Origin of the sequence: Nocardioides ungokensis (assembly GCF_013466985.1) — a bacterium.
Classification (GTDB): Bacteria; Actinomycetota; Actinomycetes; order Propionibacteriales; family Nocardioidaceae; genus Nocardioides; species Nocardioides ungokensis.
In genome coordinates, this window is sequence record NZ_CP059164.1 from 1800887 (window position 1) to 1825229 (window position 24343).

13 protein-coding genes and 8 pseudogenes are annotated in these 24343 nt (G+C 72.0%); 10 read left to right on the forward strand and 11 right to left on the reverse strand.

What is annotated here, in order from left to right; translation table 11 throughout:
* Window positions 1–32: 32 nt before the first annotated feature.
* The 8 genes and pseudogenes from H0S67_RS08910 to icmA form a co-directional block, all read left to right on the forward strand.
* Window positions 33–1088 (forward strand): annotated as a pseudogene (locus H0S67_RS08910) (glycosyltransferase family 4 protein); the annotation flags it as partial.
* A 188-nt stretch (window positions 1089–1276) separates the two neighbouring features.
* Window positions 1277–1360 (forward strand): annotated as a pseudogene (locus tag H0S67_RS27275) (hypothetical protein); the annotation flags it as partial.
* 70 nt (window positions 1361–1430) lie between these two features.
* Complete coding sequence (locus H0S67_RS08915; protein ID WP_343050495.1) at window positions 1431–2546, forward strand: UDP-glucose dehydrogenase family protein; 1116 nt, start codon at window positions 1431–1433, stop codon at window positions 2544–2546.
* Window positions 2547–2658: 112 nt separating this feature from the next.
* A complete protein-coding gene (locus tag H0S67_RS08920; RefSeq protein ID WP_180936303.1) occupies window positions 2659–2829 on the forward strand; it encodes a hypothetical protein in 171 nt (56 codons plus the stop codon).
* Window positions 2826–3347: a PH domain-containing protein gene (locus H0S67_RS08925; RefSeq protein ID WP_180936304.1), complete on the forward strand. Its 522-nt coding sequence runs from the start codon at window positions 2826–2828 to the stop codon at window positions 3345–3347. The genes H0S67_RS08920 and H0S67_RS08925 overlap by 4 nt, the downstream gene beginning before the upstream one ends.
* A gap of 35 nt (window positions 3348–3382) precedes the next feature.
* Window positions 3383–3874 (forward strand): MarR family winged helix-turn-helix transcriptional regulator, encoded by a 492-nt coding sequence (locus tag H0S67_RS08930; RefSeq protein WP_180936305.1) that lies wholly within the window; start codon window positions 3383–3385, stop codon window positions 3872–3874.
* A 6-nt stretch (window positions 3875–3880) separates the two neighbouring features.
* Complete coding sequence (locus H0S67_RS26565; RefSeq protein WP_180936306.1) at window positions 3881–4429, forward strand: MmcQ/YjbR family DNA-binding protein; 549 nt, start codon at window positions 3881–3883, stop codon at window positions 4427–4429.
* Between the two features lie 37 nt (window positions 4430–4466).
* Window positions 4467–5676: pseudogene (icmA, locus tag H0S67_RS08940) on the forward strand (coenzyme B12-dependent isobutyryl-CoA mutase large subunit); the annotation flags it as partial.
* A gap of 546 nt (window positions 5677–6222) precedes the next feature.
* On the opposite strand, the gene H0S67_RS08945 reads toward icmA, so the two are convergent.
* Both H0S67_RS08945 and H0S67_RS08950 read right to left on the reverse strand, forming a co-directional pair.
* On the reverse strand, window positions 6223–7554 hold the full coding sequence (locus H0S67_RS08945; RefSeq protein WP_219635586.1) for an FAD-binding oxidoreductase: 1332 nt from the start codon (window positions 7552–7554) through the stop codon (window positions 6223–6225).
* 126 nt (window positions 7555–7680) lie between these two features.
* The gene (locus H0S67_RS08950; protein WP_180936307.1) at window positions 7681–10782 is read right to left on the reverse strand and encodes an ATP-binding protein; all 3102 of its coding nucleotides are present in this window, start codon (window positions 10780–10782) and stop codon (window positions 7681–7683) included.
* Window positions 10783–10897: 115 nt separating this feature from the next.
* Between H0S67_RS08950 and H0S67_RS08955 the strand changes: the two genes are divergently transcribed.
* Window positions 10898–11872, forward strand: coding sequence for a co-chaperone YbbN (locus tag H0S67_RS08955; protein ID WP_180936308.1), 975 nt, complete (start codon window positions 10898–10900; stop codon window positions 11870–11872).
* Here H0S67_RS08955 and H0S67_RS08960 read toward each other — a convergent pair.
* Window positions 11869–12780, reverse strand: coding sequence for a LysR family transcriptional regulator (locus tag H0S67_RS08960; protein ID WP_180936309.1), 912 nt, complete (start codon window positions 12778–12780; stop codon window positions 11869–11871). The genes H0S67_RS08955 and H0S67_RS08960 overlap by 4 nt on opposite strands.
* 92 nt (window positions 12781–12872) lie before the next feature.
* Between H0S67_RS08960 and H0S67_RS08965 the strand changes: the two are divergent.
* Window positions 12873–13682 (forward strand): annotated as a pseudogene (locus H0S67_RS08965) (EamA family transporter); the annotation flags it as partial.
* Between the two features lie 24 nt (window positions 13683–13706).
* Here H0S67_RS08965 and ppdK read toward each other — a convergent pair.
* From ppdK to H0S67_RS28015, 8 genes and pseudogenes are all read right to left on the reverse strand, one after another.
* Window positions 13707–16373 (reverse strand): pyruvate, phosphate dikinase, encoded by a 2667-nt coding sequence (gene ppdK, locus H0S67_RS08970; protein ID WP_180936310.1) that lies wholly within the window; start codon window positions 16371–16373, stop codon window positions 13707–13709.
* 48 nt (window positions 16374–16421) lie between these two features.
* Window positions 16422–16811, reverse strand: coding sequence for an NUDIX domain-containing protein (locus H0S67_RS08975; protein ID WP_281368983.1), 390 nt, complete (start codon window positions 16809–16811; stop codon window positions 16422–16424).
* Between the two features lie 407 nt (window positions 16812–17218).
* Window positions 17219–19361: pseudogene (glgB, locus tag H0S67_RS28010) on the reverse strand (1,4-alpha-glucan branching protein GlgB).
* Window positions 19362–19564: 203 nt separating this feature from the next.
* Window positions 19565–19843 (reverse strand): hypothetical protein, encoded by a 279-nt coding sequence (locus tag H0S67_RS08985; protein WP_180936312.1) that lies wholly within the window; start codon window positions 19841–19843, stop codon window positions 19565–19567.
* A gap of 100 nt (window positions 19844–19943) precedes the next feature.
* On the reverse strand, window positions 19944–20726 hold the full coding sequence (locus H0S67_RS08990) for a maltokinase N-terminal cap-like domain-containing protein (RefSeq protein ID WP_246355234.1): 783 nt from the start codon (window positions 20724–20726) through the stop codon (window positions 19944–19946).
* A 96-nt stretch (window positions 20727–20822) separates the two neighbouring features.
* Window positions 20823–22473: pseudogene (gene treS / locus H0S67_RS08995) on the reverse strand (maltose alpha-D-glucosyltransferase).
* 119 nt (window positions 22474–22592) lie between these two features.
* A pseudogene (locus H0S67_RS26580) lies at window positions 22593–24040 on the reverse strand (alpha-1,4-glucan--maltose-1-phosphate maltosyltransferase); the annotation flags it as partial.
* A 37-nt stretch (window positions 24041–24077) separates the two neighbouring features.
* Window positions 24078–24317 (reverse strand): annotated as a pseudogene (locus H0S67_RS28015) (maltotransferase domain-containing protein); the annotation flags it as partial.
* Between the last annotated feature and the right edge of the window lie 26 nt (window positions 24318–24343).

The following is a 24343-nucleotide window of genomic DNA, read 5'->3' on the forward strand; positions in this document are numbered from 1 at the left end:
GGCCGTTCAGCAGGGCCCGCCACGGTGGCAGCATGCGCGTAGCGATCGTCACCGAGTCGTTCCTGCCCCAGGTCAACGGAGTCACCAACACCGTCCGCCAGGTCGTCGAGCACCTCGACCGGACGGGGCACGAGGCGCTGGTCATCGCGCCGGGTCCGGGTCCGTCCGAGCATCGCGGCGTCCCGGTGGTGCGCGTCCGGTCGGTCGGGCTGCCCCGCTACCGGTCCTTTCCGATCGGGTTGCCCGACGCCGCGGTCGAGCGGGCGCTCGCGGCCTTCGCACCCGACGTCGTCCACCTGGCGTCGCCCATCGTGCTCGGCGCCGTGGGCCTGCGTGCCGCGCGCCGGCTCGGCATCCCGACCGTCGCGGTCTACCAGACCGACATCGCCGGGTTCGCCCGCCACTACCGGCTTCGTGCCGACGTCCCGGTGGCGAGGTGGGTGGGGCGCCTCCACCGGCGCGCCGACCGCACGCTGGTGCCGTCCCGCTCGTCCTACGCCCAGCTCGAGGCCATGGGCGTCGATGACCTGCACCTCTGGCGACGCGGCGTGTCCCTGGACCTGTTCGGTCCGGAGCGGCGCAGCGAGGAGCGGCGCGCGGCCTGGTCGCGCCCCAGGAGCACGGACGGCGAGCTCCTCGTGGGCTACGTCGGCCGGCTCGCCGCGGAGAAGCAGGTACGACGCCTCCGCGACCTCGCCGACCTGCCCGGGACCCGGCTGGTCCTGGTCGGCGACGGTCCCGAGCGCGGCTGGCTGGAGCGCCACCTGCCCGGCGCCCGCTTCACCGGGATGCTGGGCGGCGAGGAGCTCGCGACCGCCTTCGCCAGCCTCGACGTGTTCGTCCACCCCGGCGAGGCCGAGACGTTCTGCCAGACGGTGCAGGAGGCCCAGGCCAGCGGCGTCCCGGTCGTCGCCGCGGCCGCGGGTGGCCCCCTCGACCTCGTGGAGCACGGACGCACCGGGCTGCTCTACGACCCGCACGGCCCGCGGTCGCTGCGGGCGGCCGTGGGTCGGCTGGCCGACGCCCCCTCGCTGCGGGCCGAGCTCGCCGCGGCTGCCCTGGCCGACGTGGCGGGGCGCAGCTGGGGCCACCTGGTCGACGAGCTCGTGGAGAAGCACTACCGCCCGCTGGCCCGACCCCTGTCCCGCCCCGGGGCGACCGCGCGGTCGCCTGACGTCCTCGAGGAGGAGAGCCCATGTCCGTCGTCCCGCCCGCCTGCCTGCCGCGCCTCACCGTCATCGGCACTGGATACCTCGGAGCCACCCACGCGATCTGCATGGCCGTCCTGGGCTACGAGGTCCTGGCCCTCGACCAGGACCGCACCAAGGTCGAGGCCCTGGCCTCGGGCGTCGTCCCATTCCACGAGCCCGGCCTGCCGGAGATGCTCCGCAAGGGCCTGGACTCCGGACGTCTCCGTTTCACACACGGACCTGGCGGAGGTCGCGGCCTTCGGCGACGTCCACTTCGTCTGCACCGGCACCCCGCAGCTCCCGGGCTCGATGGGCGCGGACCTGAGCCAGGTGGAGAGCGTCGTCCGCTCCCTCGCGCCGTACCTCTTCCGCTCCTGCCTGGTCGTGGGCAAGTCGACCGTGCCCGTCGGGACCGCCGAGCGGCTGGACGCGATCCTGCAGGAGGCGGCGCCGTCGGGGAGCGACGTGGAGCTCGCGTGGAACCCCGAGTTCCTGCGCGAGGGCCATGCCGTGGAGGACACGCTGCGGCCCTCACGTCTGGTGTTCGGAGTGTCCTCCGAGCGCGCACGGCTCGTGCTCGAGGACGCGTTCCGGCCGCTGCTGGACGCCGGCGTGCCGATGCTGGCGACCGACCTCGCCACGGCCGAGCTGGTCAAGGTCGCGGCCAACGCCTTCCTCGCCACGAAGATCTCGTTCATCAACGCCATGGCCGAGGTGTGCGAGTCGGCGGGCGCCGACGTCCGGGACCTGGCCACCGCGCTGGCCCACGACGACCGCATCGGGGGCCGGTTCCTCAAGCCGGGCCTCGGGTTCGGCGGTGGCTGCCTGCCCAAGGACATCCGGGCCTTCATCCATCGGGCCGAGGAGCTCGGCACCGGGCACAGCGTGGCCTTCCTGCGCGAGGTCGACGCGATCAACCAGCGCCGCCGCAGCCGGACCGTCGACCTGGTGCGCGAGGAGGTCGGTGGCGACCTGCGCGGCGTGCGCGTGTGCGTCCTCGGTGCGGCCTTCAAGCCGCACTCCGACGACACCCGGGACGCGCCGGCGCTCGACGTCGCGGCCCAGCTGCACGACGCCGGCGCCGAGGTCGTCGTCTTCGACCCCCGGGCCCTCGACAACGCCCGGCGCTCCCATCCCCAGCTCCACTACGCCGGCAGCGCGCTCGAGGCCGCGAGCGGCGCGCGGGTGGTCGCCCTGCTCACGGAGTGGGACCAGTTCCGCGCCCTCGACCCCGTGGTGCTGGCCCGGGTGGTGGCGTCACGCCACGTGGTGGACGCGCGCAACGTGCTCGACGCCCGCACCTGGCGCGAGGCCGGCTGGTCGCTGCGAGCCCTCGGGTGCGCCGACGGGCCCTGAGGTGGTGCAGATCACATCACGAGACCGGCCTGCGCGCCTGCCCCCACGGGCCGACGGGTCCTGCTAGACACGTCTGGACCAGTCCGCGGGGTAGTGGATGGAGTAACTCGGGATGAACGGCAAGAAGGTCTTCCTGGCCTTGCTGGTGGTGTTCCTCGGCTTCTGGATGTTCCAGGACCCGCACGGGTTCGCCGTGTCGGCGAAGGACCTGGCCGGAGGCGTGTGGGATGCCCTGACGGTCGTGTTCACGGGCTTGATCCGGTTCTTCCGTGAGCTGAGATGAGGCTGCTCCGGCCGGTCGACCCGGACATCGGGCGGCACCTGCTCCGGGACGAGGGCGAGGTGATCGTCGACGTGGTGCACCACCACTGGGTGGCGTACACCGTCCCGCTCCTCGAGGCCGCGCTCGGCGTGGTGCTGCTGGTGCTCACCCCGGTCGTCCCCGTGCAGCTGTCGACCGTCGTGTTCGTCCTCGCGCTCGGCGTCTTCGCGCACGCCGCGTGGGGCACCGCGCGGGAGCGCAAGGACCGGTTCGTGATCACCAACATGCGCGTCTTCCGCGTCCACGGCGTGCTGTCCCAGACCCTCGCCACGATGCCGCTCCACCGCATCCTCGACATCACCGTGGTCAAGCCGCTGCACGGGCGGATCCTGGGCTTCGGCCACTTCGTCTTCGAGTCGGCCGCGCAGGAGCAGGGGCTGCGTGACATCCGGTACGTCGGGCGTCCCGACCAGCGGGACCTCGCCATCCAGCGGGTCGTGCAACGGTCCGGGCTGCGCGGCCCGAAGGTGGTCAACTAGCGGGCTGCGCGCCGCCGGGCGGATAGTGTGCGCGCATGTCGCGCCTGCCCTTCGACCCGATCGACGAGGCTGCCCGGCAGTGGGGGGAGCGCTGGGACGGCGTGCCCGCGATGCATGCGGTGACGTCGCTGATGCGGGTGCAGCAGCTGGTCATCGGTCGCCTCGACGCGATCCTGCGGCCGCACGGTCTGACGTTCGCCCGCTACGAGGCCCTCGTCCTGCTGGTCTTCTCCTCGCGGGGCTCGCTGCCGCTGGGCAAGATGGGGGAGCGGCTCCAGGTGCACCCCACGTCGATCACGTCGATCGCCCGGCGCCTCGAGGCGGACGGGCTGGTCTCGCGACGCCCGCACCCCGACGACGGCCGGGCCGTGCTCGCCGAGATCACCGACGCCGGCCGGGCACTGGTCGAGGTCGCCACCAGCGACCTGGTGGGCGCCGACTTCGCGCTCGGTGCACTCTCCGACGACGACCTCGCGACGCTCTCCCGCCTGCTCGCCCCGGTCCGGCACGCAGCCGGCGACTTCTAGACGAACATGGCCACCGCCGACGACGTACGACGCGTCGGGCTGGCCCTGCCCCGGGCCTACGAGGTCCAGGTCCGCGGGCGGTGGAAGCTCCGGGTGGGCCAGATCGTGTTCGTGGCGTTCTCGGCCGACGAGACGTCGATGGGCTTCGGCTTCCCCCGCGCGGAGCGGGACGGGCTGGTCGCATCCGATCCCGAGACGTTCTTCCTGCCGCCGACGGCCGACCTCCGGTACCAGTGGGTCTGCGCGCGGCTCGACCGGCTGGACCCCGTGGAGATGCGCGAGCTGGTGACCGACGCGTGGCGGATGTGCGTGCCACGCATGCTGCACGACCTGCCGGAGCTGCCGGAGCCGGCGGCCGCGGCGTGGGCGGCGATGGATGCGGGGGAGTGGGACCTGGTCGGGCCGCTCCTGCACCCGCAGGTGCGCTGGTCGGACGGACCGGTGCGGCTGACCGGTCGCCTCAGGGTGCTCGAGCACCTTCGTGCGCACCCGCGCCCGAGGCCGCCCACGAGGGTGGAGGTTCGTGACGGCCTGCTCGTGCGCTGGGTCCGGTGACTTCACGAAATTTAGTAGGGCGTCCTACTATTCGACCATGGCCGAAGACGCGCGTTCCCGCTGGCAGTCCCGCTACGAGCAGTCCCGTGTGCGAGACGTCGACTTCACGACACTGGGCGGTCTGGAGGTGGAGCCGGCGTACGGGACCGAGGAGTCCGAGTGGCCCGGCGAGTTCCCCTTCACCCGCGGCCTGTACCCGACCGGCTACCGCGGTCGCACCTGGACGATCCGCCAGTTCGCCGGCTTCGGCAACGCCCAGCAGACCAACGAGCGCTACAAGATGATCCTCGGTCGCGGCGGCGGCGGGCTCTCGGTCGCCTTCGACATGCCCACGCTGATGGGTCGCGACTCCGACGACCCCAAGTCGCTGGGCGAGGTGGGCCACTGCGGGGTCGCGATCGACAGCGCCGCCGACATGGAGGTGCTCTTCGACGGCATCGACCTCGGTGACGTCACCACCTCGATGACGATCAGCGGCCCGGCCGTCCCGGTCTTCTGCATGATGATCGTCGCCGCCGAGCGGGCCGGGGTCGACACGGGCAAGCTCAACGGCACCCTGCAGACCGACATCTTCAAGGAGTACATCGCACAGAAGGAGTGGCTCTTCGGTCCCGAGCCGCACCTGCGCCTGATCGGCGACCTGATGGAGTACTGCGCCGAGGAGATCCCGGCGTACAAGCCGCTCTCGGTCTCCGGCTACCACATCCGCGAGGCCGGCTCGACGGCCGCGCAGGAGCTCGCCTTCACCCTCGCCGACGGCTTCGGGTACGTCGAGCTGGGGCTCTCCCGCGGCCTGGACGTCGACGTCTTCGCGCCCGGCCTGTCGTTCTTCTTCGACGCCCACGTGGACTTCTTCGAGGAGATCGCGAAGTTCCGCGCCGCCCGCCGGATCTGGGCCCGCTGGATGCGCGACGTCTACGGCGCGAAGTCCGAGAAGGCCCAGTGGCTGCGGTTCCACACCCAGACCGCGGGCGTCTCGCTCACCGCGCAGCAGCCCTACAACAACGTCGTGCGCACCGGCATCGAGGCGCTCTCCGCGGTGCTCGGTGGCACCAACTCGCTGCACACCAACGCCCTCGACGAGACCCTCGCGCTGCCCTCGGAGCAGGCCGCCGAGATCGCGCTGCGCACCCAGCAGGTGATCATGGAGGAGACCGGCGTCGTCAACGTCGCCGACCCGCTCGGTGGCTCCTGGTACGTCGAGGCGCTCACCGACCGCATCGAGGCAGAGGCCAACGCGATCTTCGACAAGATCCTGGCCATGGGCGGCTCCACCCTCACCCACGCCGACACCGCGCAGCTGGCCGAGAAGATGCGCGCCTCGACCGGCGAGGCGGACGCCGCCGAGTGGCCGATGACGCGTGGCCTGCTGCGCGCGCATCGAGGAGGGCTGGTTCATGGGCGAGATCGCCGAGGCCGCCTTCCAGTACCAGGTGGCGCTCGAGAAGGGCGACAAGCGGATCGTCGGAGTCAACTGTCACACCGACTCGGTCACGCACGACCTGGAGATCCTGCGCGTCTCCCACGAGGTCGAGGTCGAGCAGGTCCGGGAGCTCGCCGGCCGCCGTCAGGCGCGCGACGAGGCCGCCGCTCAGGCGGCCGTGCAGCGCATGGTGGAGGTCTCCCGCACCGACGAGAACATGATCGAGTCGATGCTCGAGGCGGTGCGCGCCGAGGCCACGCTGGGCGAGATCTGCGACGCGCTCCGCGCCGAGTGGGGCGAGTACCGCGAGCCGGCCCGCTTCTGAGCACCCTCAGGAGCGACCGGCCCGCGTCTCGTCAGCGCTCGGCCGTCAGGCCGGCTTGATGTTCTGGTTGATGTGGAAGGCGTTGTCCGGGTCGTAGGCCCGCTTCACGCCTGCGAGTCGCGGGTAGTTGTCCTGGTACGCCGCCCGGATCCGGTCGTCGCCCTCCTCCATCATCATGTTCACGTAGCCGCCGCCTGCCGACGAGGGGTGCAGGGCCGTCCAGTAGTCCTTGGCCCACTGCGAGATCAGGTTGGCGTTGGCCGGATCGGGGTCGACCCCGACGATCACGCCCACCCAGCCGCCGGACCGGAACGGGAACGCCGTCGCGTCGGCGGGCACCCGCTCGGCTGCTCCGTCGATGGGGTACAGGTGCATGGTCGAGTGCCCGGTCGGCAGGGTCGCACCGTACTGCTCGTGAACGGCGATCGACTCGTCGCTGATCTCCTCGAACACGTCGGTCCGCCAGTACCACTGCAGCCCCGCTGGGTAGAGCGCGTCGAACGCCGACTGCAGGATGTTGAAGGGCATCGGCTGGATACCCACCAGCAGCGGGTTCCCGAAGCTGCGCACGGCCTGGAGGGCCTCGTCGGCCCGGTCGTGCGGCCCCGTGTAGCACCACACGATGCCGCAGGCCTTGCGACCCCAGAGCTCCTCGGGGAACGGCGGTGCCGGCGGGATCGTGAGGAGGCCGATCCAGCCGCTCAGCTCCTCGGGCAGCGTCGGGAGCAGCTCCCGGTACCACCGCATCACCTCGGCCGTGTCGGCCAGGTCGTAGAGCACCGGTCCGCCGATGATCACGCCTTCCTCGCCGACGGGGTGGCAGCGGAACTCGAAGGACGTGACGGCGCCGAAGTTGCCGCCCCCGCCTCGCAAGGCCCAGTAGAGGTCCGGGTGCTCAGACTCGCTCGCCGTGACCAGGGACCCGTCCGCGAGGACGACGTCCGCCTCGACCAGGTTGTCCACGGTCATGCCGTAGCGGCGCGTGAGGTAGCCCACCCCGCCGCCCAGGGCCAGGCCGCCGACGCCCGTGGAGGCGAGGAAGCCGCACGGCGTGGCCAGGCCGAAGCCCACGGTGGCATGGTCGACATCGGCCCAGGTGGCGCCGCCTTCGACCCGCACCGTGCCGCGGGCGGGGTCGACGCGCACGCTGTGCATCTGGGACAGGTCCACGACGAGCGCGTCGTCCCAGACGCCCAGCCCGCCGGCGTTGTGACCGCCGCCGCGGATCGCGATCTCCAGCCCGTGCTGACGCGCGAACCTGATCGCGCTGGAGACGTCGAAGGCGTCGCGGCACTGCGCGATGGCTGCCGGTCGCCTGTCGATCATCCCGTTGTAGACGGCCCGGACCGCGTCGTAGTCCGCGTGGTCCGGAGTCACCAAGCGGCCCCGCAGCAGGGCTGCCAGGTCGTCGTACGTACGCAGCGGTGCCGAGCGCCGTGTCGGTCGTGGTCATGCTGTGTCCTCCCAGGTCAGTGCCGCTCCCTCGAGCGGTCCCTGCGGACGTTAGGAGGGCAGGCGTTCGGCAGGCGTTCGCGCGAGGTCGAGGTCGTGGCGGCAGCGTTCGGCCAGGGCGACGCTGCCCTGCTCCTGCGCCAGGGCCAGCGCCGACTCCAGGTGCTCGGTGGCCTCCTCGGCGGTGAGGAACCAGGCCGCCCGCTGGCGCATCACCTCCGGCAGCCACCAGCGGTCCTCGCGCACCCGGGCCGAGACCAGCGCGCTGTCGAGGATGGCCCGCGCCCGCTCGGGGTCGACCCGCTCGGCGAGCAGGCTCAGCCAGTACGGCATCCGGGCGAAGGCGCCGGCCTCCCGCAGGTTGGCGATCCCGCGCTCCATCAGGAGGTTGCCGGTCGGGTCGTTCCTCACCCAGCCGCTGAGCACCCGGCCCCACTCGGGGTAGTAGGCGAACCCGTGGCGGGTGCTGAGCTGTCCGAGCTCGGCGGTGGCGGCCTCCAGCGATGCCGGCTCGCCGAGCAGCTGCCAGGTGACGGCGGCGTAGCCCAGGGCGATCGCCAGGCTGTAGGGGTGCTCGGCGGCCCTGGCCCGGTCGATCGCCTCGGACGCGCAGCTCGCTGCCCGGGTGGGGTCCCCGAGGAGCCAGTACGCGTGCGCCGACCAGGCGCGGGCGTGGATCGTGGGGTGGCTGCCGATGCTCAGCGACTGCTCGTCGGACGAGTGCTCGCAGACCAGCTCGAAGTGCCGGGCCGCCACGGCCGGCATGCCCAGCGAGAGCGCGGAGCCGGCGAAGGCGAAGTGGGCCTGGGCGGACAGCGACTCGGTGCCCGGCGCGGGGTCGGCGTCCGGCGTCACGACCGCGAGCTCGATCGCACGGGTGGCGAGCTCGTGGGCGCGCACCACGTCACCGCGCACGAACCGCGAGGTCCACAGGCCGACCAGGGCGTCCATGAGGACCGCGCGCTGGGAGAGCCGCTCGGCCAGCGAGACGGTGCGCTCCAAGGCGACGGCGAGCTCGGGGTCGGAGTAGCCCCGGTGTGCGTTGAGGGCCGTGGACATCGAGGTGAGGGTGCGGATCTCGCGCAGGTCCCGGTCGGCACCGGGCGGCAGCTCGGCGAGCTGGACCAGCGCCGCGTGGTGCAGCCGGATGGCCTCGGCGTGCGCGAAGACCCGGGAGGCCACCTCGGCGGCCCGGTGGTAGTGCTCGATCGCCCGCGCGGGGTTGCGGGCCCGGGAGTACTGGTCGGCCAGCTGGGCGGCCACCTCGTCGGTCCGGCCGGCGTACAGGATCTCCAGCGCCTGGGCGAGGCGGCGGTGCAGCAGCCAGCGGCCCGCCGGGCTGACCATCTGGTACGCCGTGCTGCGCAGCAGGTCGTGGGAGAAGTCGTAGCCGGCCCGGCGCTCCTGCAGGATGCGCAGGCGCCACAGCTCGTCGACGGCCCGGACCACCTCGTCGGGATCGAGGTCGGAGGCCTCGCAGAGCAGGTCGAGGTCGAAGTCGCGGCCGGTCGCCGCGGCCAGCCCGACGATCTGGCCCGAGGACGGGCCGAGCTGCTCGAAGCGGCCCCGCAGGACGGTGTCGAGGTCCGTCGGGGCGTGGTCGGCCGCGACCAGGCCGTCGCCGTGCCGCGCGGCCTCGACGACGAACAGCGGGAAGCCCCCAGTGGCCGAGGCGAGGACCTCCACCACCGCGTCCGGGACGTCGCGGCCGGTGAGGAGCCGGACCAGCTGCCCGGTCTCCGCGCGCTCGAACGGTGCGAGGTCGATCTCCGAGAGCTGCCCCGTCGCGCGGGTGCGGCGTACCCAGTCCCCGTGGTCGCCGCGACCGTCGCCCAGCTCGCCGGCGCGGCCCGTGAGGGCGACCAGCAGCGGGGCGCGCGCCTCGGACGTGAGCAGGAAGGACAGGAAGTCCAACGTCTCGTCGTCGCACCACTGGAGGTTTTCGAGCACCAGCAGGACGGGCCGCGAGGTGCTGCACAGCGCGCGGGCGAGGCCCTGGAAGAAGCGATGGCGCTGCCAGGAGTCCACGACCCCGCGGGAGCCGTCGGGGCGGGTCGCGTCATCGGTGCTCGGCAGGAGGCGCTCGACCTCGGCACGCCACACCGCTGGCAGCGTGGCGACCCCCGCCGCCAGGGTCGGGTGCGCGAGCCACTCCGCCACCGGGGCGAGAGCCAGTCGGCCCGGCGCGCCGTAGCAGTGCGCGACCGCCACGGTGGCGTCGTGCTGGCGGGCGAGGCGCGCGGCCTCCGCCACGAGGCGGCTCTTGCCGACGCCCGGCTCGCCGACCACCAGGGCCGCACGGACCGAACCGGCGAACGCCTTGTCCATGGTCGCGGTGAGGCCGGCCAGCTCCTCCTGGCGGCCCACGAAGTCCACCGATGCCACCACCGGGCCGGCGCGTGGGGCCGCCGACGGGGTCGAGGGCCGGTCCACCAGGTCCGCGAGGAGGCTGCGGGTGGCGGGGTCGGGCTCGATGCCCAGCTCCTGCTGCAGGACCGTGGCGCAGTGGTGGTAGGTGCTCACGGCGCCGGCGCGATCTCCCCGCGCTGCCTGGAGCCGGATCAGCTCCCGGTAGCCCACCTCGTCGAGGGGAGCGAGGTCCACGCGCCGACGCGCTGCCTGGAGGGCGACCGTCCACTGCCCCGCGCGCCGGGCCGCATCGGCGACCAGGCCGCACACCTCCACGCACTCGGCCGTGAGCTCGTCGCGGCGCGCGAGGGTCCAGTCGTCGTAGAGGCCGGGGAGCAGCTCGCCTCGGTAGGCAGCCAGCGCCTCGCCGCCCCGCTCGAGGATCGTCGCGGTGTCGTCCGGGGTCGCGTGCAGCGCGGCCTCCCTGGCCCGCTCGAAGACCCGGAGGTCGACCCGGCAGGTGTCCCGGTCCCGCCAGGTCAGGTCGGTCGAGGTCACCTCGAGCGAGTCGTCGTCCTCGAGCGTCCGGCGCAGCTGGTGGAGCTCGCGGCGCAGGTTGGTCAGCGCCTGCTGCTCGGGCGAGGAAGGCCAGAACGTGCCCGCGATCCGGGCTCGCGGCTGGGGGCTGCCGGCGCGTGCGGCGAGGAAGGCGATGAGCGCCAACGTGCGAGACGACCTCGACCGGACCTCGCCGGTCGCGTCGTCGACGACGGTGCGTTCTCCCAACAGGGAGACGTGCAGCATGGCGTTGCTCCTCCCGGCCCCAGTGTCGCAGGCCGACGCGGCTCGCGACAGGCGGTTGCGGACCAGCCCGGGTGCACTGGCGTCCCCGCCCCGGGGGATCCCTAGGATTGGGTCCATGACGCAGCAGCCGTTCAGCCGTCCCGGTGCGATCGACCTCTCGGCCCTCAAGCGCCCGGCGGCGCCGGCGCCGTCGCCGGCCTCAGGAGCCCCCGGTGCCCCCGGTGCCCCCGGGGCTCCTGCCGGATCGGCGGGAGGCGGGACGTCGTACTCCGTGGACATCACCGAGGAGAACTTCCAGGCGACCATCGAGGCCTCGATGACCGCGCCGGTCGTGCTCGTGTTCTACTCCCGCACCCGGATGCCCGAGAGCGGCCAGCTGGCCGACGACCTGCAGACCGTGGCCGACGAGTTCGAGGGCCGGTTCCTCGCCGGCCTCGTCGACATCGACGCCGCCCCCTCGATCGCGCAGGCGATGCAGATCCCCTCGATCCCGCTCGTGGTCGCCGTCATCGACGGTCGTCCGGCCCCGCTGCTGCAGGACCCGCTGCCCCTCGAGGAGCTGCGCACCGCCATGACCCAGGTCATGCAGCAACTCACCTCGCAGGGCATCACCGGCCGCCACCAGCCGCGTGCGGGCGCGCCCGTCGAGGCCACCGACGAGGGGGAGGAGCCGCAGGTCGACCCGAGGTACGCCGCCGCCCAGGAGGCGCTCGGAGACGGGGACATCGACCGCGCCGTCGCGGAGTACCAGAAGCTCGTCGACGCCAACCCCGCCGACGCCGAGGCCGCCGCCGGTCTGGCGATGGCCAAGGTGCTCCAGCGCACCCAGGGCGTCGACCTCCAGAAGGCGCGCGAGGCCGCGGCTGCGAACCCCGACGACGTCGACGCCCAGACGATGGTGGCCGACCTCGACATGCTCGGGGGCCACGTCGACGACGCGTTCAACCGTCTCGTCGAGCTCGTGCGCCGCAGCTCGGGCGACGAGCGCAACCAGGCCCGGGAGCACCTGCTCGGCCTCTTCGGTGCTGTCGGCAACGACGACCCGCGGGTGCTGCGCGGCCGGCAGAACCTCGCCTCCGCGCTGTTCTAGCGCGACCGGCGTGTCGAGACCTGGCCCGCCAGCGCCTCCAGCACGGCGCTGACCGCGGGCGAGTCGGTCATGGAGCGGCGGTGGACCGCGACGATGTCGCGGGTGGGCACCGGGTCGTGCGCGCGCAGGGCGACCAGCTCGTCGCCGAGCGGCTGACGACCCAGGCGCGGCACCAGGGCGATGCCCAGGCCGGCGCGCACCAGCGCGAGGTGGGAGTCGAACTCCATCGAGGTGTGCGCGATCCGCGGGAGGCGCCCGGTGCCGTCGTACATGCGGGTCAGCCACTGGCGGCAGATCGTGCCCTCGGGGGTGGCGATCCAGTCCTCGTCGACGAGGTCGCGCGGGCTGACCCGGCTCCGGGTGGCGAGCGGGTGGTCCAGGGACACGACGACGTCGGCGACGTCGCTCGCCAGGGGAGTCGTGGCCAGGTGGTCGGGGATCGCCAGCGGGACGTCGCCCCAGCTGTGCGCCACGCCGATGTCGGTCTGGCCGGAGGCGACCAGGTCGACGGTGTCCCACGGCTCCCGCTCCGTGAGGGCGAGCGCCAGGTCCGGGTGCTCGTCGCGCAGGCGGCGTACGACGGGCGCCACCATGCCGCGCATGGCCGTGGAGAAGGCGGTCAGCCGCAGCCGGCCCGCGACCGCGCCGGCCTGCCGGTGCAGCCCCGCCTCGACCTCCTCGAGGTCCGCGAGCAGCCGTGAGCCGGCGTCGACGAGGTGACGGCCGTGCCCGGTGAGCATGACCCCGCGGCCCACCCGCTCGAGCAGGGGCACCCCGGTCTGCCGCTCCAGCCTCTTGACCTGCTGCGAGACCGCACTAGGGGTGAAGCCGAGGGCGTCGGCGGCGGCCACCACCGAGCCGTGGGTGGCGACGGCCCGGAGGGAGGTCAGGGCGGGCAGGTCGATCATGCAGCGATGCTACATGGATCGGTGCATCATCATTCGCTGGTGCTGCATGATTGTGGCCGGGCACGCTGGGCGGCATGGACCGCAGGGACTCGATGCTGGCTGCTGTCGTGGCGACGATCTGGGGGTTCAACTTCGTCGTCATCGACTGGGGGATGCACGGCGTGCCGCCACTCCTCTTCGCAGCCGTCCGCTTCACCGCGGTCGTCGTCCCCTCCGCGCTCCTGGTGCGACGCCCGTCGGCGCCCTGGCGGGTGGTGGCCGCGGTCGGCCTCTTCATGTCCCTGGGCCAGTTCGGCTTCCTCTACGTCTCCATGGCCGCGGGGATGCCCCCGGGCCTGGCGGCACTCGTCCTGCAGGCGCAGGTGATCTTCACGGTCGTGATCGCCGCGGGGGCGCTCCGGGAGCGGCCGACGCGGACCCAGGTCGCCGGCGTCCTGCTCGGCTCGGCCGGGCTGGTCGTCGTGGCACTCGGGCGTGGGGGACACGTGAGCCGGGCCGCCCTGGCGCTGTGCCTGCTGGGCGCGCTCTCCTGGGGCATCGGCAACGTCGTGTCCCGGGCCTCCGGGGTCGCCGGCGGACTCTCCCTCACCGTCTGGTCGGCAACCGTGGTGCCGGTGCCCCTGCTGGCGCTGTCCTTCGCGGTCGACGGTCCGCACGCGGTCGCATCCGCCCTGGCGGGGTTCACGTGGCAGGCAGCCGTCTCGACGCTCTACACCGCCGGGCTGGCCTCCCTCGTGGGCTACGGCATCTTCAACTCGCTGCTCTCGCGCAACCCGTCCGCCGCGGTGGTGCCCTGGGTGCTGCTCGCCCCGGTGGTCGCGATGGCCGCGGCCTGGCTGCTGCTGGGCGAGCGTCCGGCGCCCGCGGAGGCCCTGGGCGGGCTCGTGCTGGTCGCGGGGGTGCTGGTGGCCCTGCGTCCGGCCCGCTCAGCCGCCGCCCAGGGCGGAGCGGCCGGCCTCGAGGCGTGCGACCGGGACCCGGAACGGCGAGCAGGAGACGTAGTCCAGCCCCACCTCGTCGAAGAAGTGGATCGACGCCGGGTCGCCCCCGTGCTCGCCGCAGACACCGAGGTGCAGGTCGGGGCGTGCCTCGCGACCGAGACGGACCGCAGTCCGGACCAGTGACCCGACTCCCTCGGTGTCGAGGGACTCGAAGGGGGAGACCGGGAAGACGCCCTGCTGGAGGTAGGTGCTGAAGAACGAGGCCTCCACGTCGTCGCGCGAGAAGCCCCACGTCATCTGGGTCAGGTCGTTGGTGCCGAAGGAGAAGAACTCGGCGGCGGCGGCGATCTTGTCGGCGGTGATCGCGGCCCGGGGAAGCTCGATCATGGTGCCGACCTTGAAGGCGAGGTCGACCCCCGTCTCGTCCCGCACCTCGCGGGCCACGTCGATGATCCGACGCTTGACGATCTCGAGCTCCCGCACCGAGGCGACCAGCGGGATCATGATCTCCGGGCGCGGGTCCCCGCCCTCCTTCTTCCGGAACGCCGCCGCCTCGAGGATCGCCCGCGCCTGCATCGTGAACAGACCGGGGATCACGATGCCGAGCCGCACGCCCCGCAGGCCGAGCATGGGGTTCTGCTCGTGGAGGCGCCGCACCGCGTCGAGCAGCTTGCGCTGCCGCTTCTTGCGGTGGCCCCGGGAGTCCGCCAGGGCGATCGTGACGGAGAGGTCGGTGAGGTCGGGGAGGAACTCGTGCAGGGGCGGGTCGATCAGCCGGATCGTCACCGGCAGCCCGTCCATCGACTCGAGGATCTCGGTGAAGTCCTGACGCTGCATGGGCAGCAGCGCCGAGAGCGCCTTCTCCTGGCCCTGCTCGTCGTCGGCGACGATGAGGTTCTCCACCAGCTCGCGCCGCTCGCCGAGGAACATGTGCTCGGTGCGGCACAGGCCGATCCCCTGGGCGCCGAACCGGCGGGCCCGGGCCGCGTCCTCGGCCTTGTCGACGTTGGAGCGGACCTGCATCCGCCGTTGGGCGTCCGCGTGCTCCATCAGCCGCGCGACGGCCTCGACGAGCGGGTCGTCGACCTGCTCGCCCTCGAAGAACTGCACGACGAGCGAGTCCGCCACCGGCACGGCGCCGTCGAAGACCTCGCCGGTGGTGCCGTCGATCGAGATCACGTCGCCCTCGTGGACGGTCTTGCCGTCGCGCACGGTGAACCGGCCGGCGTGGACGTCGACCTCCAGTGCCTCGGCCCCGCACACGCAGGTGCGGCCCATGCCCCGGGCCACCACCGCGGCGTGCGACGTCTTGCCGCCGCGGCTGGTGAGGATGCCCTTGGCGACCACCATGCCGTGCAGGTCGTCGGGGCTGGTCTCCTTGCGCACCAGGATCACGTCCTCGCCGCGCTCGGCCCACTCCACGGCCGTGGCCCAGTCGAAGACCGCCCTGCCGACCGCCGCGCCGGGGGAGGCGTTCATGCCCGTGGTCAGCAGCGTCCGCTCGGCGTTCTCGTCGAACCGGGGGAACATCAGCTGCGCCAGCTGCGCGCCGTTGACTCGCCCCAGCGCCTCGTCGAGGTCGATCAGCCCCTCGTCGACCATGTGCACCGCGATCCGGAACGCCGCCTCCGGCGTCCGCTTGCCCACCCGGGTCTGGAGCATCCAGAGCTTGCCCTGCTCGATGGTGAACTCGATGTCGCACATGTCCCGGTAGTGGTCCTCGAGCTTCTTCATGATCCCGAGGAGCTCGTCGTGGGACTTCGGGTCGAGCTCGCCGAGGTCCGCCAGCGAGACGGTGTTGCGGATCCCGGCCACCACGTCCTCGCCCTGCGCGTTCTGCAGGTAGTCGCCGTAGACGCCCTGGGAGCCCGAGGCCGGGTCACGCGTGAACGCGACGCCCGAGCCCGAGTCCATGCCCCGGTTGCCGAAGACCATCGCCTGGATGTTGACCGCCGTCCCGTCGTCTTCGGGGATCTGCTCCTGGCGTCGGTAGAGCACGGCGCGCTCGGTGTTCCAGGAGTCGAAGACGGCGCGGACGGCGAGCTCCATCTGCTCGCGGGGGTCCTGCGGGAACGGGCGGCCGGCATGCTCCTCGATCGCCTTCTTGTACGCCGACACCAGCTCGCGCAGGTCGTCGACGTCGAGGTCGAGGTCGGCCGTGGTGTCCTTGCGCCGCTTGAGCTCGTCGTGCTCGGCCGAGAAGACGTCGTCGTGGATGCCCATGACCGTGGAGCCGAACATCGAGAGCAGCCGACGGTAGGAGTCCATCGCGAAGCGCGGATTGTCGCTCTGGGCGGCCAGACCGTGCACGGACTCGTCGTTCAGCCCGATGTTGAGGACCGTGTCCATCATTCCGGGCATCGAGTGCTTGGCGCCTGAGCGGACCGAGACGAGCAGGGGGTCCTCGGCGTCACCGAGCCGGCGGCCCATCGCCTCCTCGAGGCGGGCCAGGTGCTCGTCGATCTCCGCGGCGAGGGCCTCGGGCTGGCTGCCCTGGGCGAGGTAGGCGCGGCAGGCCTCGGTGGTGATCGTGAAGCCCGGTGGGACCGGCAGGCCGAGGTTGGTCATCTCGGCGAGGTTGGCCCCCTTGCCACCGAGCAGGTCCTTCTGTTCCTTGTTCCCCTGGGCGAAGTCGAACACGTAGGTGGTCACAGGGCATCTGTACCCCGTTTCGGGCGACTTGGGGAGGGCCCAGGGGGGTCAGATCCCTGACTCGGTGTACGCCGGCGCCCGGCCGCCACCGTCCGCGAGCTGCTCCAGCGCGGCCCGGATGCGCCGGGCCGTGAAGTCGGCGCAGCGCTTCTCGACCTGCTCGAGGGTGCAGAACTCCGCGGACCGGATCTCGCGGGCCTGCTTGACGATCCGGTCCACGATCGCGGCCTCGTGGGTGCCTCCGTCGAAGACCAGGCACAGCGCGTCGTCCCAGCCGCCCCACGGCGGCAGCCAGTCGGTCAGCAGCAGCCCGCCCGCCGCGATCTCCAGGCCGAGCTCCTCCTCCACCTCGCGGGCCACGGCCAGCTGCGGGGACTCGCCGACCTCGACGACGCCGCCGGGGAGGTCCCAGTCCTGCTTGTAGGTGAGCTGGCACAACAGCACCCGCTCGTCGGGTCGCGCAGCAGCATCTGGCTGATCGCCCGCTTGCGGGGCAGGAACGAGTTGAGCAGGGCCCGGAAGCCGTCCGGCTCGTGCGCCGGCGCGTCGGTCACCAGCCGCGCGTAGACGATCCGGTCCACCGGCTCGCCCCCGACGGTGACGCCGCGCATCACGCCCTCGCGGCGCAGCCCCGACCAGGTGGCGACCCGTTGGGCCAGCTCGTCGTCGGGCGCGACCAGGGCCTCGACCCGCGGGTGGGCGACGAGCGCGGCCTCGACCTCACGACGTACGACGTCGACCGCGGCCGAGAGCCCCTCGTCGTGCAGCTCGGGGACCCACTCGATGCGGGCGACCCCGTCGGCGACCGTGAAGACGGTGGTGGGCTGCTCGGACACGCAACAACCCTAGTCGCGACGCCTGAACCAGACCGTGGCCAGGGGCGGCACCACGATGTCGGCGTGGGCGGGCTGGCCCGACCAGTCGCCCTCTACCGCGGTCACCGAGCCCATGTTGCCCACTCCGGAGCCGGTGTAGGAGTCGGCGTCGGTGTTGAGCACCTCGTCCCAGGCGCCGGTCTCGGGGAGCCCGAGCCGGTAGCCCTCGTGGGGGATCGCCGCGAAGTTGGCGACGCACACGAGGTCGGGGCCGGTGCTGCCACGCCGGATGAACGAGAAGACGTTGTGGCCGGCGTCGTTGGCGTCGATCCACTGGAACGTGCCCGGGTCGTTGTCGCGGGTCCAGGCGGCCGGGTCTCGGCGTACACCCTGTTCAGGTCGCGCACCAGCGACTGGACACCCCGGTGCTCGGGGTGGTCGAGGAGCCACCAGTCGAGCTCGCGGGCCTCGGCCCACTCCGACTCCTGGCCCATCTCGGCGCCCATGAAGAGCAGCTGCTTGCCGGGGTGGGCCCACATGAAGCCGAGGTAGGCGCGCAGGTTGGCCAGCTGCTGCCACCGGTCGCCCGGCATCTTGCGCAGCAGCGAGCCCTTGCCGTGCACGACCTCGTCGTGGCTGATCGGGAGGACGTAGTTCTCCGACCAGGCGTAGACGAGCGAGAAGGTCATCTCGCCGTGGTGGTAGGAGCGGTGCACCGGCTCGTGCTGCATGTAGCCGAGCGAGTCGTGCATCCAGCCCATGTTCCACTTGAAGCCGAAGCCGAGCCCACCGTCGGACGTGGGTCGGGTGACGCCCTCCCAGGACGTGGACTCCTCCGCGATCGTGATCGCGCCGGGGACCCGCTTGTAGACGGTGCCGTTCATCTCCTGGAGGAACTGCACGGCCTCGAGGTTCTCCCGGCGCCGTGCACGTTGGGCGTCCACTCACCGGCTCGCGCGAGTAGTCGAGGTAGAGCATCGAGGCCACGGCGTCGACGCGCAGCCCGTCGATGTGGAACTCCTCGAGCCAGTAGAGCGCGTTGGCCACGAGGAAGTTGCGCACCTCGCGGCGGCCGAAGTTGAAGACGTAGGTGCCCCAGTCGGGGTGCTCGCCGCGCGAGGGGTTGGGGTCCTCGTAGAGCGGGTGCCGTCGAAGCGGGAGAGGGCGAACTCGTCCTTCGGGAAGTGCGCAGGAACCCGTCGACGATCACGCCGATGCCGGCCTGGTGGAGCCGGTCGACGAGGTGCCGGAACCCGTCGGGGTCGCCGAACCGCGCCGTCGGTGCGAAGTACGACGTCACCTGGTAGCCCCAGGAGCCGCCGAACGGGTGCTCCATGACGGGCATGAACTCGACGTGGGTGAAGCCCAGGTCGGTCAGGTAGGGGACCAGGTGGTCGGCCAGGTCGGCGTAGGAGTAGAGCCCTCCGCCGTGGTGCTTCTTCCACGAGCGAGGTGCACCTCGTAGACCGACATCGCCTCGCTGACGGGCTGCCGGCCGGCGCGCGAGGTCATCCACTCCTGGTCGCCCCAGGTGTAGGTCGACTCGAAGACCACCGACCGACGTCGCCGGGGGGATCTCGGTGTGGTAGGCCATCGGGTCGGCCTTCTCGCGCCACTGGCCGTCGGCGCCGAGGATCACGAACTTGTAGCCCGTGCCGCTGCCGACACCCGGGACGAAGAGCTCCCAGACACCGACGTGCCGAGCTGGCGCATGGGGTGCTCGCGGCCGTCCCAGCTGTTGAAGGAGGACGCCTTGAGCCGGACACCGCGGGCCGAGGGCGCCCAGACCGCGAACGCAGTCCCGCTGATCGTCTCGCCGAGGGGGGTGCGGTAGTGGTGCACGTGGGCGCCGAGGACGTCCCACAGCTGCTCGTGCCGACCCTCGTTGATCAGGTGCAGGTCGATCTCGCCGAGCGTCGGGAGGAAGCGGTACGGGTCGTCGGTCTCGACCGGCTCGCCGTCGTAGGCCACGGAGACGCGGTAGTCCGGCACCTCGGCGACGGGGAGGACCCCGACCCAGATGCCCTCGTGCTCGTGGCCCAGCTCGGCGACCTGCCCGTCGTACCGGCCGTGACCCGGGAGGCCAGGGGCCGCAGGACGCGCACGGTGACACCCCCCTCGTGGGGTGCGCACCCAGCACGGAGTGCGGGTCGCCGTGCTCACCCCGGACGATCTGGAGAGCACCTCGACGGCGACTGGCTTGGCGGTGGGGGTGCTGGTCATGACACTCCGATCCTCGCGACGGCCTCGAGCGGGATGCCCACCCAGGTCGGCGGTTGCGGGTTTCGTACACGGTCTCGTAGACGGCCTTGTCGGCGACGTACGCCTCGAGCAGGGTCTTCTCGTCGGCGCTCAGGTCCCGTCCCGCGTAGGCGGTCAGGAAGGCCTCGCGATTGCGCTCGGCCCACTCCGCGGCGCGGTAGGACCGCTGTTCGGCGGCGTCGTCGTAGTCCTCGCCCCAGGTGCGCTCCACGACCCGCGGTGCGTAGTCGAAGGAGCGCAGCATGCCGCCACGTCGCGCCAGGGGGAGTCCGGCAGCGCGCGGTCGGCGAGCGGCTTGGCCGGCTCGCCCTCGAAGTCGACGATCTTCCAGCCCCGCACGGTGCGCAGGGTCTGCCCCAGGTGCAGGTCGCCGTGGATCCGCTGGACCCGCACTCCCGCGACCCCTGCTGACGGCGTCGAAGGCCCGGCGCAGGCGGTCGGCGTGCGGTGCGAGCTCGGGTACGACGATGAGCGCGTCGTCCAGGCGCCGGGTTCATCGCGGCCGCCAGGGCGCCGAGGGCATCGTTCGAGCGCTCCTCGACGGGGAAGTGCTCGGCCAGCGCCCGGTGGGTCTGGGCCAGGGCCTCGCCCAGACGGGCGGCCTCGCCGGCGAAGTCACCGCCGACCTCGTCGGCGTGCAGGTCGGCCTCGGCGAAGAGGTTGCGGACGCTCGCGAGCGCCAGGTCCCAGCCGTCGGTGGCGGTGCGCAGGAACTGCTGGAGCATGGCGAGCTGCAGCACGGCGTCGCCGCTGTCGCCCTCCCGCCGCAGGCGGCAGGACACTCCAGCCAGCCGTAGAGCGCCGCCACGTGGTCCGAGCCCGCCCGGGTCAGCACGTCGTGGATGGCGATGTCGGGATTGACCCCGGGCGTGATCTTGCGGAACACCTTCATCAGGGCGTCCTCGCCGAAGGCGACCGAGGAGTTGGACTGCTCGCCGCTGAACAGCGTGGAGTGGGCCTCGAGGTCCAGCTCGTGCCCCGGCAGCCGGTGGAAGGCCAGCGGGCCGCCCGCGGGCGGATCGGCGAACGAGCGCAGCCAGCAGGCCATCGCCTCGCGGTCGTGCACCGCGTCGTACACGTAGCTGGTGCCGAAGTCCTCGTCCGCCCACGAGCCGACGAAGGCGTGCTCGAGGCGCGACTGCGGCTCGGGGTAGAAGGCCAGCGGCAGCTGGTAGTACTCGTCCTCGCCGCCGTCCTCGTACCTGATCGTGGCGAGGTCGATCGAGACCCGTGGGCCGTCGGCGACGTGCCGCGGCACCTCCCCGAGCCGGCGCACGCCGGTGATCGAGAACGCGCGTCCCTTGCCACCGAACCAGCGGCTCTGCTCGATGAAGGGCTTGAGGAGGTCCTGCGCGGGGACCGACGGGCTCGGTCACTGGCTCATCCCCTCGTCGGTCTCGGGCCGGGTCAGGCGGAACCAGTAGAAGCCGTACCCGCCCAGCGTGAGGAGGTAGGGCAGCTCGCCGACCGGGGGGAAGGGCACTCCGCCGAGCAGCTCGACCGGGATCATGCCCTCCCAGCGGCGCAGGTCGAGCTCGACCGGTTGCGGGAAGCGGGGAGAGGTTGTTGACGCACACGATGACGTCGTGGCGGCCGTCGTCGCCCTCGTGCTCGCGCGCGGTAGGACAGCACCGTCGGGTTCGACCCGCCCAGGTCGACGAAGGAGCCGAGGCCGAACGCCTCGTGGCGCCGGCGGGCCTGGATCATCCGGCGGGTCCAGTGCAGCAGCGAGGATGAGTTCTCCAGCTGCGCCTCGACGTTGACGCTCTGGTAGCCGTAGACCGGGTCCTGGATGCGGGCAGGTGCAGCTTGCCGGGGGTCGCGGAGGAGAAGCCGGCGTTGCGGTCGGGCGTCCACTGCATCGGGGTGCGGACCCCGTCCCGGTCACCGAGCCAGATGTTGTCGCCCATCCCGATCTCGTCGCCGTAGTACAGGACGGGGGAGCCGGCAGCGAGAGCAGCAGGGCGGTGAGCTCGATCTGGTTGATGTCGTTGTCGAGCAGGGGCGCCAGCCGCCGCCGGATGCCGATGTTGGCCTTCATGCGGGGGTCCTTGGCGTACTCGCCCCACATGTAGTCGCGGTCCTCGTCGGTGACCATCTCGAGGGTGAGCTCGTCGTGGTTGCGCAGGAAGATGCCCCACTGGCAGCCGTCCGGGATGGGCGGGGTCTGCTCGAGGATCTCCGAGATCGGGAAGCGCGACTCCCGGCGCACGGCCATGAAGATGCGCGGCATCACCGGGAAGTGGAAGGCCATCTGGCACTCGTCGCCGCCGACGGCCGGGTCCGCCGAAGTACTCGACGACGTCCGCCGGCCACTGGTTCGCCTCGCAGAGCAGCACCCGGCCGGGGTAGTTGTCGTCGACGAAGCGGCGGCACTTGCGCAGGAACTCGTGGGTCTCGGGGAGGTTCTCGCCGTTGGTGCCGGGACGCTCGTAGAGGTACGGCACCGCGTCGAGGCGGAAGCCGTCCAGGCCCATGTCCAGCCAGAACGACATCGCCTCGAGCATCGCCTCGTGGACCTTCGGGTTGTCGAAGTTGAGGTCCGGCTGGTGGGAGAAGAACCGGTGCCAGAAGTACTGCTGGCGGACCGGGTCCCAGGTCCAGTTGGACGGCTCGGTGTCGACGAAGATGATCCGGGCCTCCTGGTAGAGGTCGTCGGTGTCGGACCAGACGTAGAAGTCGCCGTACGGGCCGGTGGGATCCTCCCGGCTGGCCTGGAACCACGGGTGCTGGTCGCTGGTGTGGTTCATGACGAAGTCGATGATCACGCGGATGTCGCGCTTGTGGGCCTCGTCGAGGAAGTGGTGGAAGTCCTCGACGGAGCCGCACTCGGGGAGGATGTTCGTGTAGTCGGCGACGTCGTAGCCGCCGTCGCGCAGCGGGGAGCTGAAGAACGGCGGCACCCACAGGCAGTCGACCCCCAGCCACTGCAGGTAGTCGAGCTTCTCGGTCAGGCCCTTGAAGTCGCCGGTGCCGTCGCCATTGGAGTCCCGGAAGGACCGCACCAGCACCTCGTAGAACACCGCCGTCTTGAACCAGTCCGGGGTGCTCCCGACGGTGTCCGGGAACGGGTCGGCGTCGAGCGTGTCGTCGGTCGGTGCGGTGGGAGCGGGGTCGTCGGTCGGGCTGGTCGAGAGCTCGGTCAACGGGGGCTCCTCACGGTCAGGATGTGGGCGGGTTCGTACGACGGGTCGAGGCGCACGTAGTTGTGCTGGCCCCAGCTCCAGTCCTCACGGGTGATCTCGTCGTGCACGACGAAGGAGTCGTCCCAGGCCAGGCCGAGCGCGGGCAGGTCGAGGTGCACCATCGTCTCGCGGGTCGCGTGCGGGTCGAGGTTGACCACGACGATGACGACGTCGTCCTCGCCGCCCGCCGGCCCGGCCGCCCGCTTGGAGAACACCAGGATGTTCTCGTCGTCGCTGTGGTGGATGTGGACGTTGCGGAGCACTGCAGCGCGGGGTGCGCGCGCCGGATCTCGTTGAGGCGGGTGAGGTACGGCGCCAGGGTGCGGCCCTCGCGCTCCGCGGCGTCCCAGTCCCGGATCCGGATCTGGTACTTCTCCGAGTCGAGGTACTCCTCGCTCCCGGGCTTGACCGCCACGTGCTCGAAGAGCTCGAAGCCGGCGTACACGCCCCAGCTGGGCGATCCGGTCGCCGCCACGGCCGCCCGGATCTTGAACGCGCCAGGCCCGCCGTACTGCAGGTAGGCGTGCAGGATGTCGGGTGTTGACGAAGAAGTTCGGCCGCATCAGGTGGTCGGTCTCGGTGGCGAGCTCGCGGAGGTACTCCTCGAGCTCCCACTTGGCGTTGCGCCAGGTGAAGTACGTGTAGGACTGCTGGAAGCCGATCGCGCCCAGGCCCTGCATCATCGCCGGGCGGGTGAACGCCTCGGCCAGGAAGAGCACGTCGGGGTCGGTGCGGCGGATCTCCTTGAGCAGCCACTCCCAGAACGCCACGGGCTTGGTGTGCGGGTTGTCGACGCGGAAGATCCGCACCCCGTGGGACATCCACATCCGGACCACGCGCAGCACCTCGCGGCAGATGCCGGTGGGGTCGTTGTCGAAGTTGACCGGGTAGATGTCCTGGTACTTCTTGGGTGGGTTCTCCGCGTAGGCGATCGTCCCGTCGGCGCGGGTCGTGAACCACTCCGGGTGGCTGGTCACCCAGGGATGGTCGGGCGCGGCCTGCAGGGCCAGGTCGAGGGCGACCTCCAGGCCCAGGCCGCGCGCGTGGGCGACGAAGGCGTCGAAGTCCTCGAAGGTCCCCAGGTCAGGGTGGATCGCGTCGTGGCCGCCGTCCTTGGACCCGATGGCCCACGGCGAGCCGGTGTCGTCGGGGCCGGGCGTCAGGGTGTGTGTTGGGGCCCTTGCGGTTGACCTCGCGATGGGGTGGATCGGCGGCAGGTAGATCACGTCGAAGCCCATCGACGCCACGGCGTCCAGGCGCTTGGCGGCGGTCCGGAAGTTGCCGCTGGTCACCTTGCCGGTCACGGCGTCGCGGGTCGCGCCCTCGGAGCGGGGAAGAACTCGTACCAGCTGCCGAACAGCGGCGCGGGCGGTCGGCGTCGCCGGGTAGGGACCCTCCACGGTGACCAGCTCGCGCAGCGGGTTGGCCAGGAGCACAGCGTCCAGCTCGGGGGCCTGGAGCGCCGCGAGCCGGGCCCCGACCGGGCGCTTCTCGTCGGCTGCCGCCTCGATGGCACCGTCCAGGATCTCGTGGCCGCGACGGTCGCTGCGGTCGAGGTCGGCCTTGACGCGCTCGAGCAGCAGCCGTCCCTCGACGAACATGAGGTCGACGTCCACACCGGCGGGGATCTTCAGGCCGGCGGCGTGCTGCCACGTGGCGACCGGGTCGGACCAGGCCTGCACCTCGAACGTCCATGCGCCGCGGCGTC

Bases quoted from the DNA above. Each gene is read 5' to 3' on its own strand.
- H0S67_RS08960 (WP_180936309.1), bottom strand. From the start codon at position 12,780: ATGATCGACCTGCCCGCCCTGACCTCCCTCCGGGCCGTCGCCACCCAC.
- H0S67_RS08950 (WP_180936307.1), bottom strand. From the start codon at position 10,782: ATGCTGCACGTCTCCCTGTTGGGAGAACGCACCGTCGTCGACGACGCG.
- H0S67_RS08930 (WP_180936305.1), top strand. From the start codon at position 3,383: ATGTCGCGCCTGCCCTTCGACCCGATCGACGAGGCTGCCCGGCAGTGG.
- H0S67_RS08920 (WP_180936303.1), top strand. From the start codon at position 2,659: ATGAACGGCAAGAAGGTCTTCCTGGCCTTGCTGGTGGTGTTCCTCGGC.
- H0S67_RS26565 (WP_180936306.1), top strand. From the start codon at position 3,881: ATGGCCACCGCCGACGACGTACGACGCGTCGGGCTGGCCCTGCCCCGG.
- H0S67_RS08925 (WP_180936304.1), top strand. From the start codon at position 2,826: ATGAGGCTGCTCCGGCCGGTCGACCCGGACATCGGGCGGCACCTGCTC.
- H0S67_RS08955 (WP_180936308.1), top strand. From the start codon at position 10,898: ATGACGCAGCAGCCGTTCAGCCGTCCCGGTGCGATCGACCTCTCGGCC.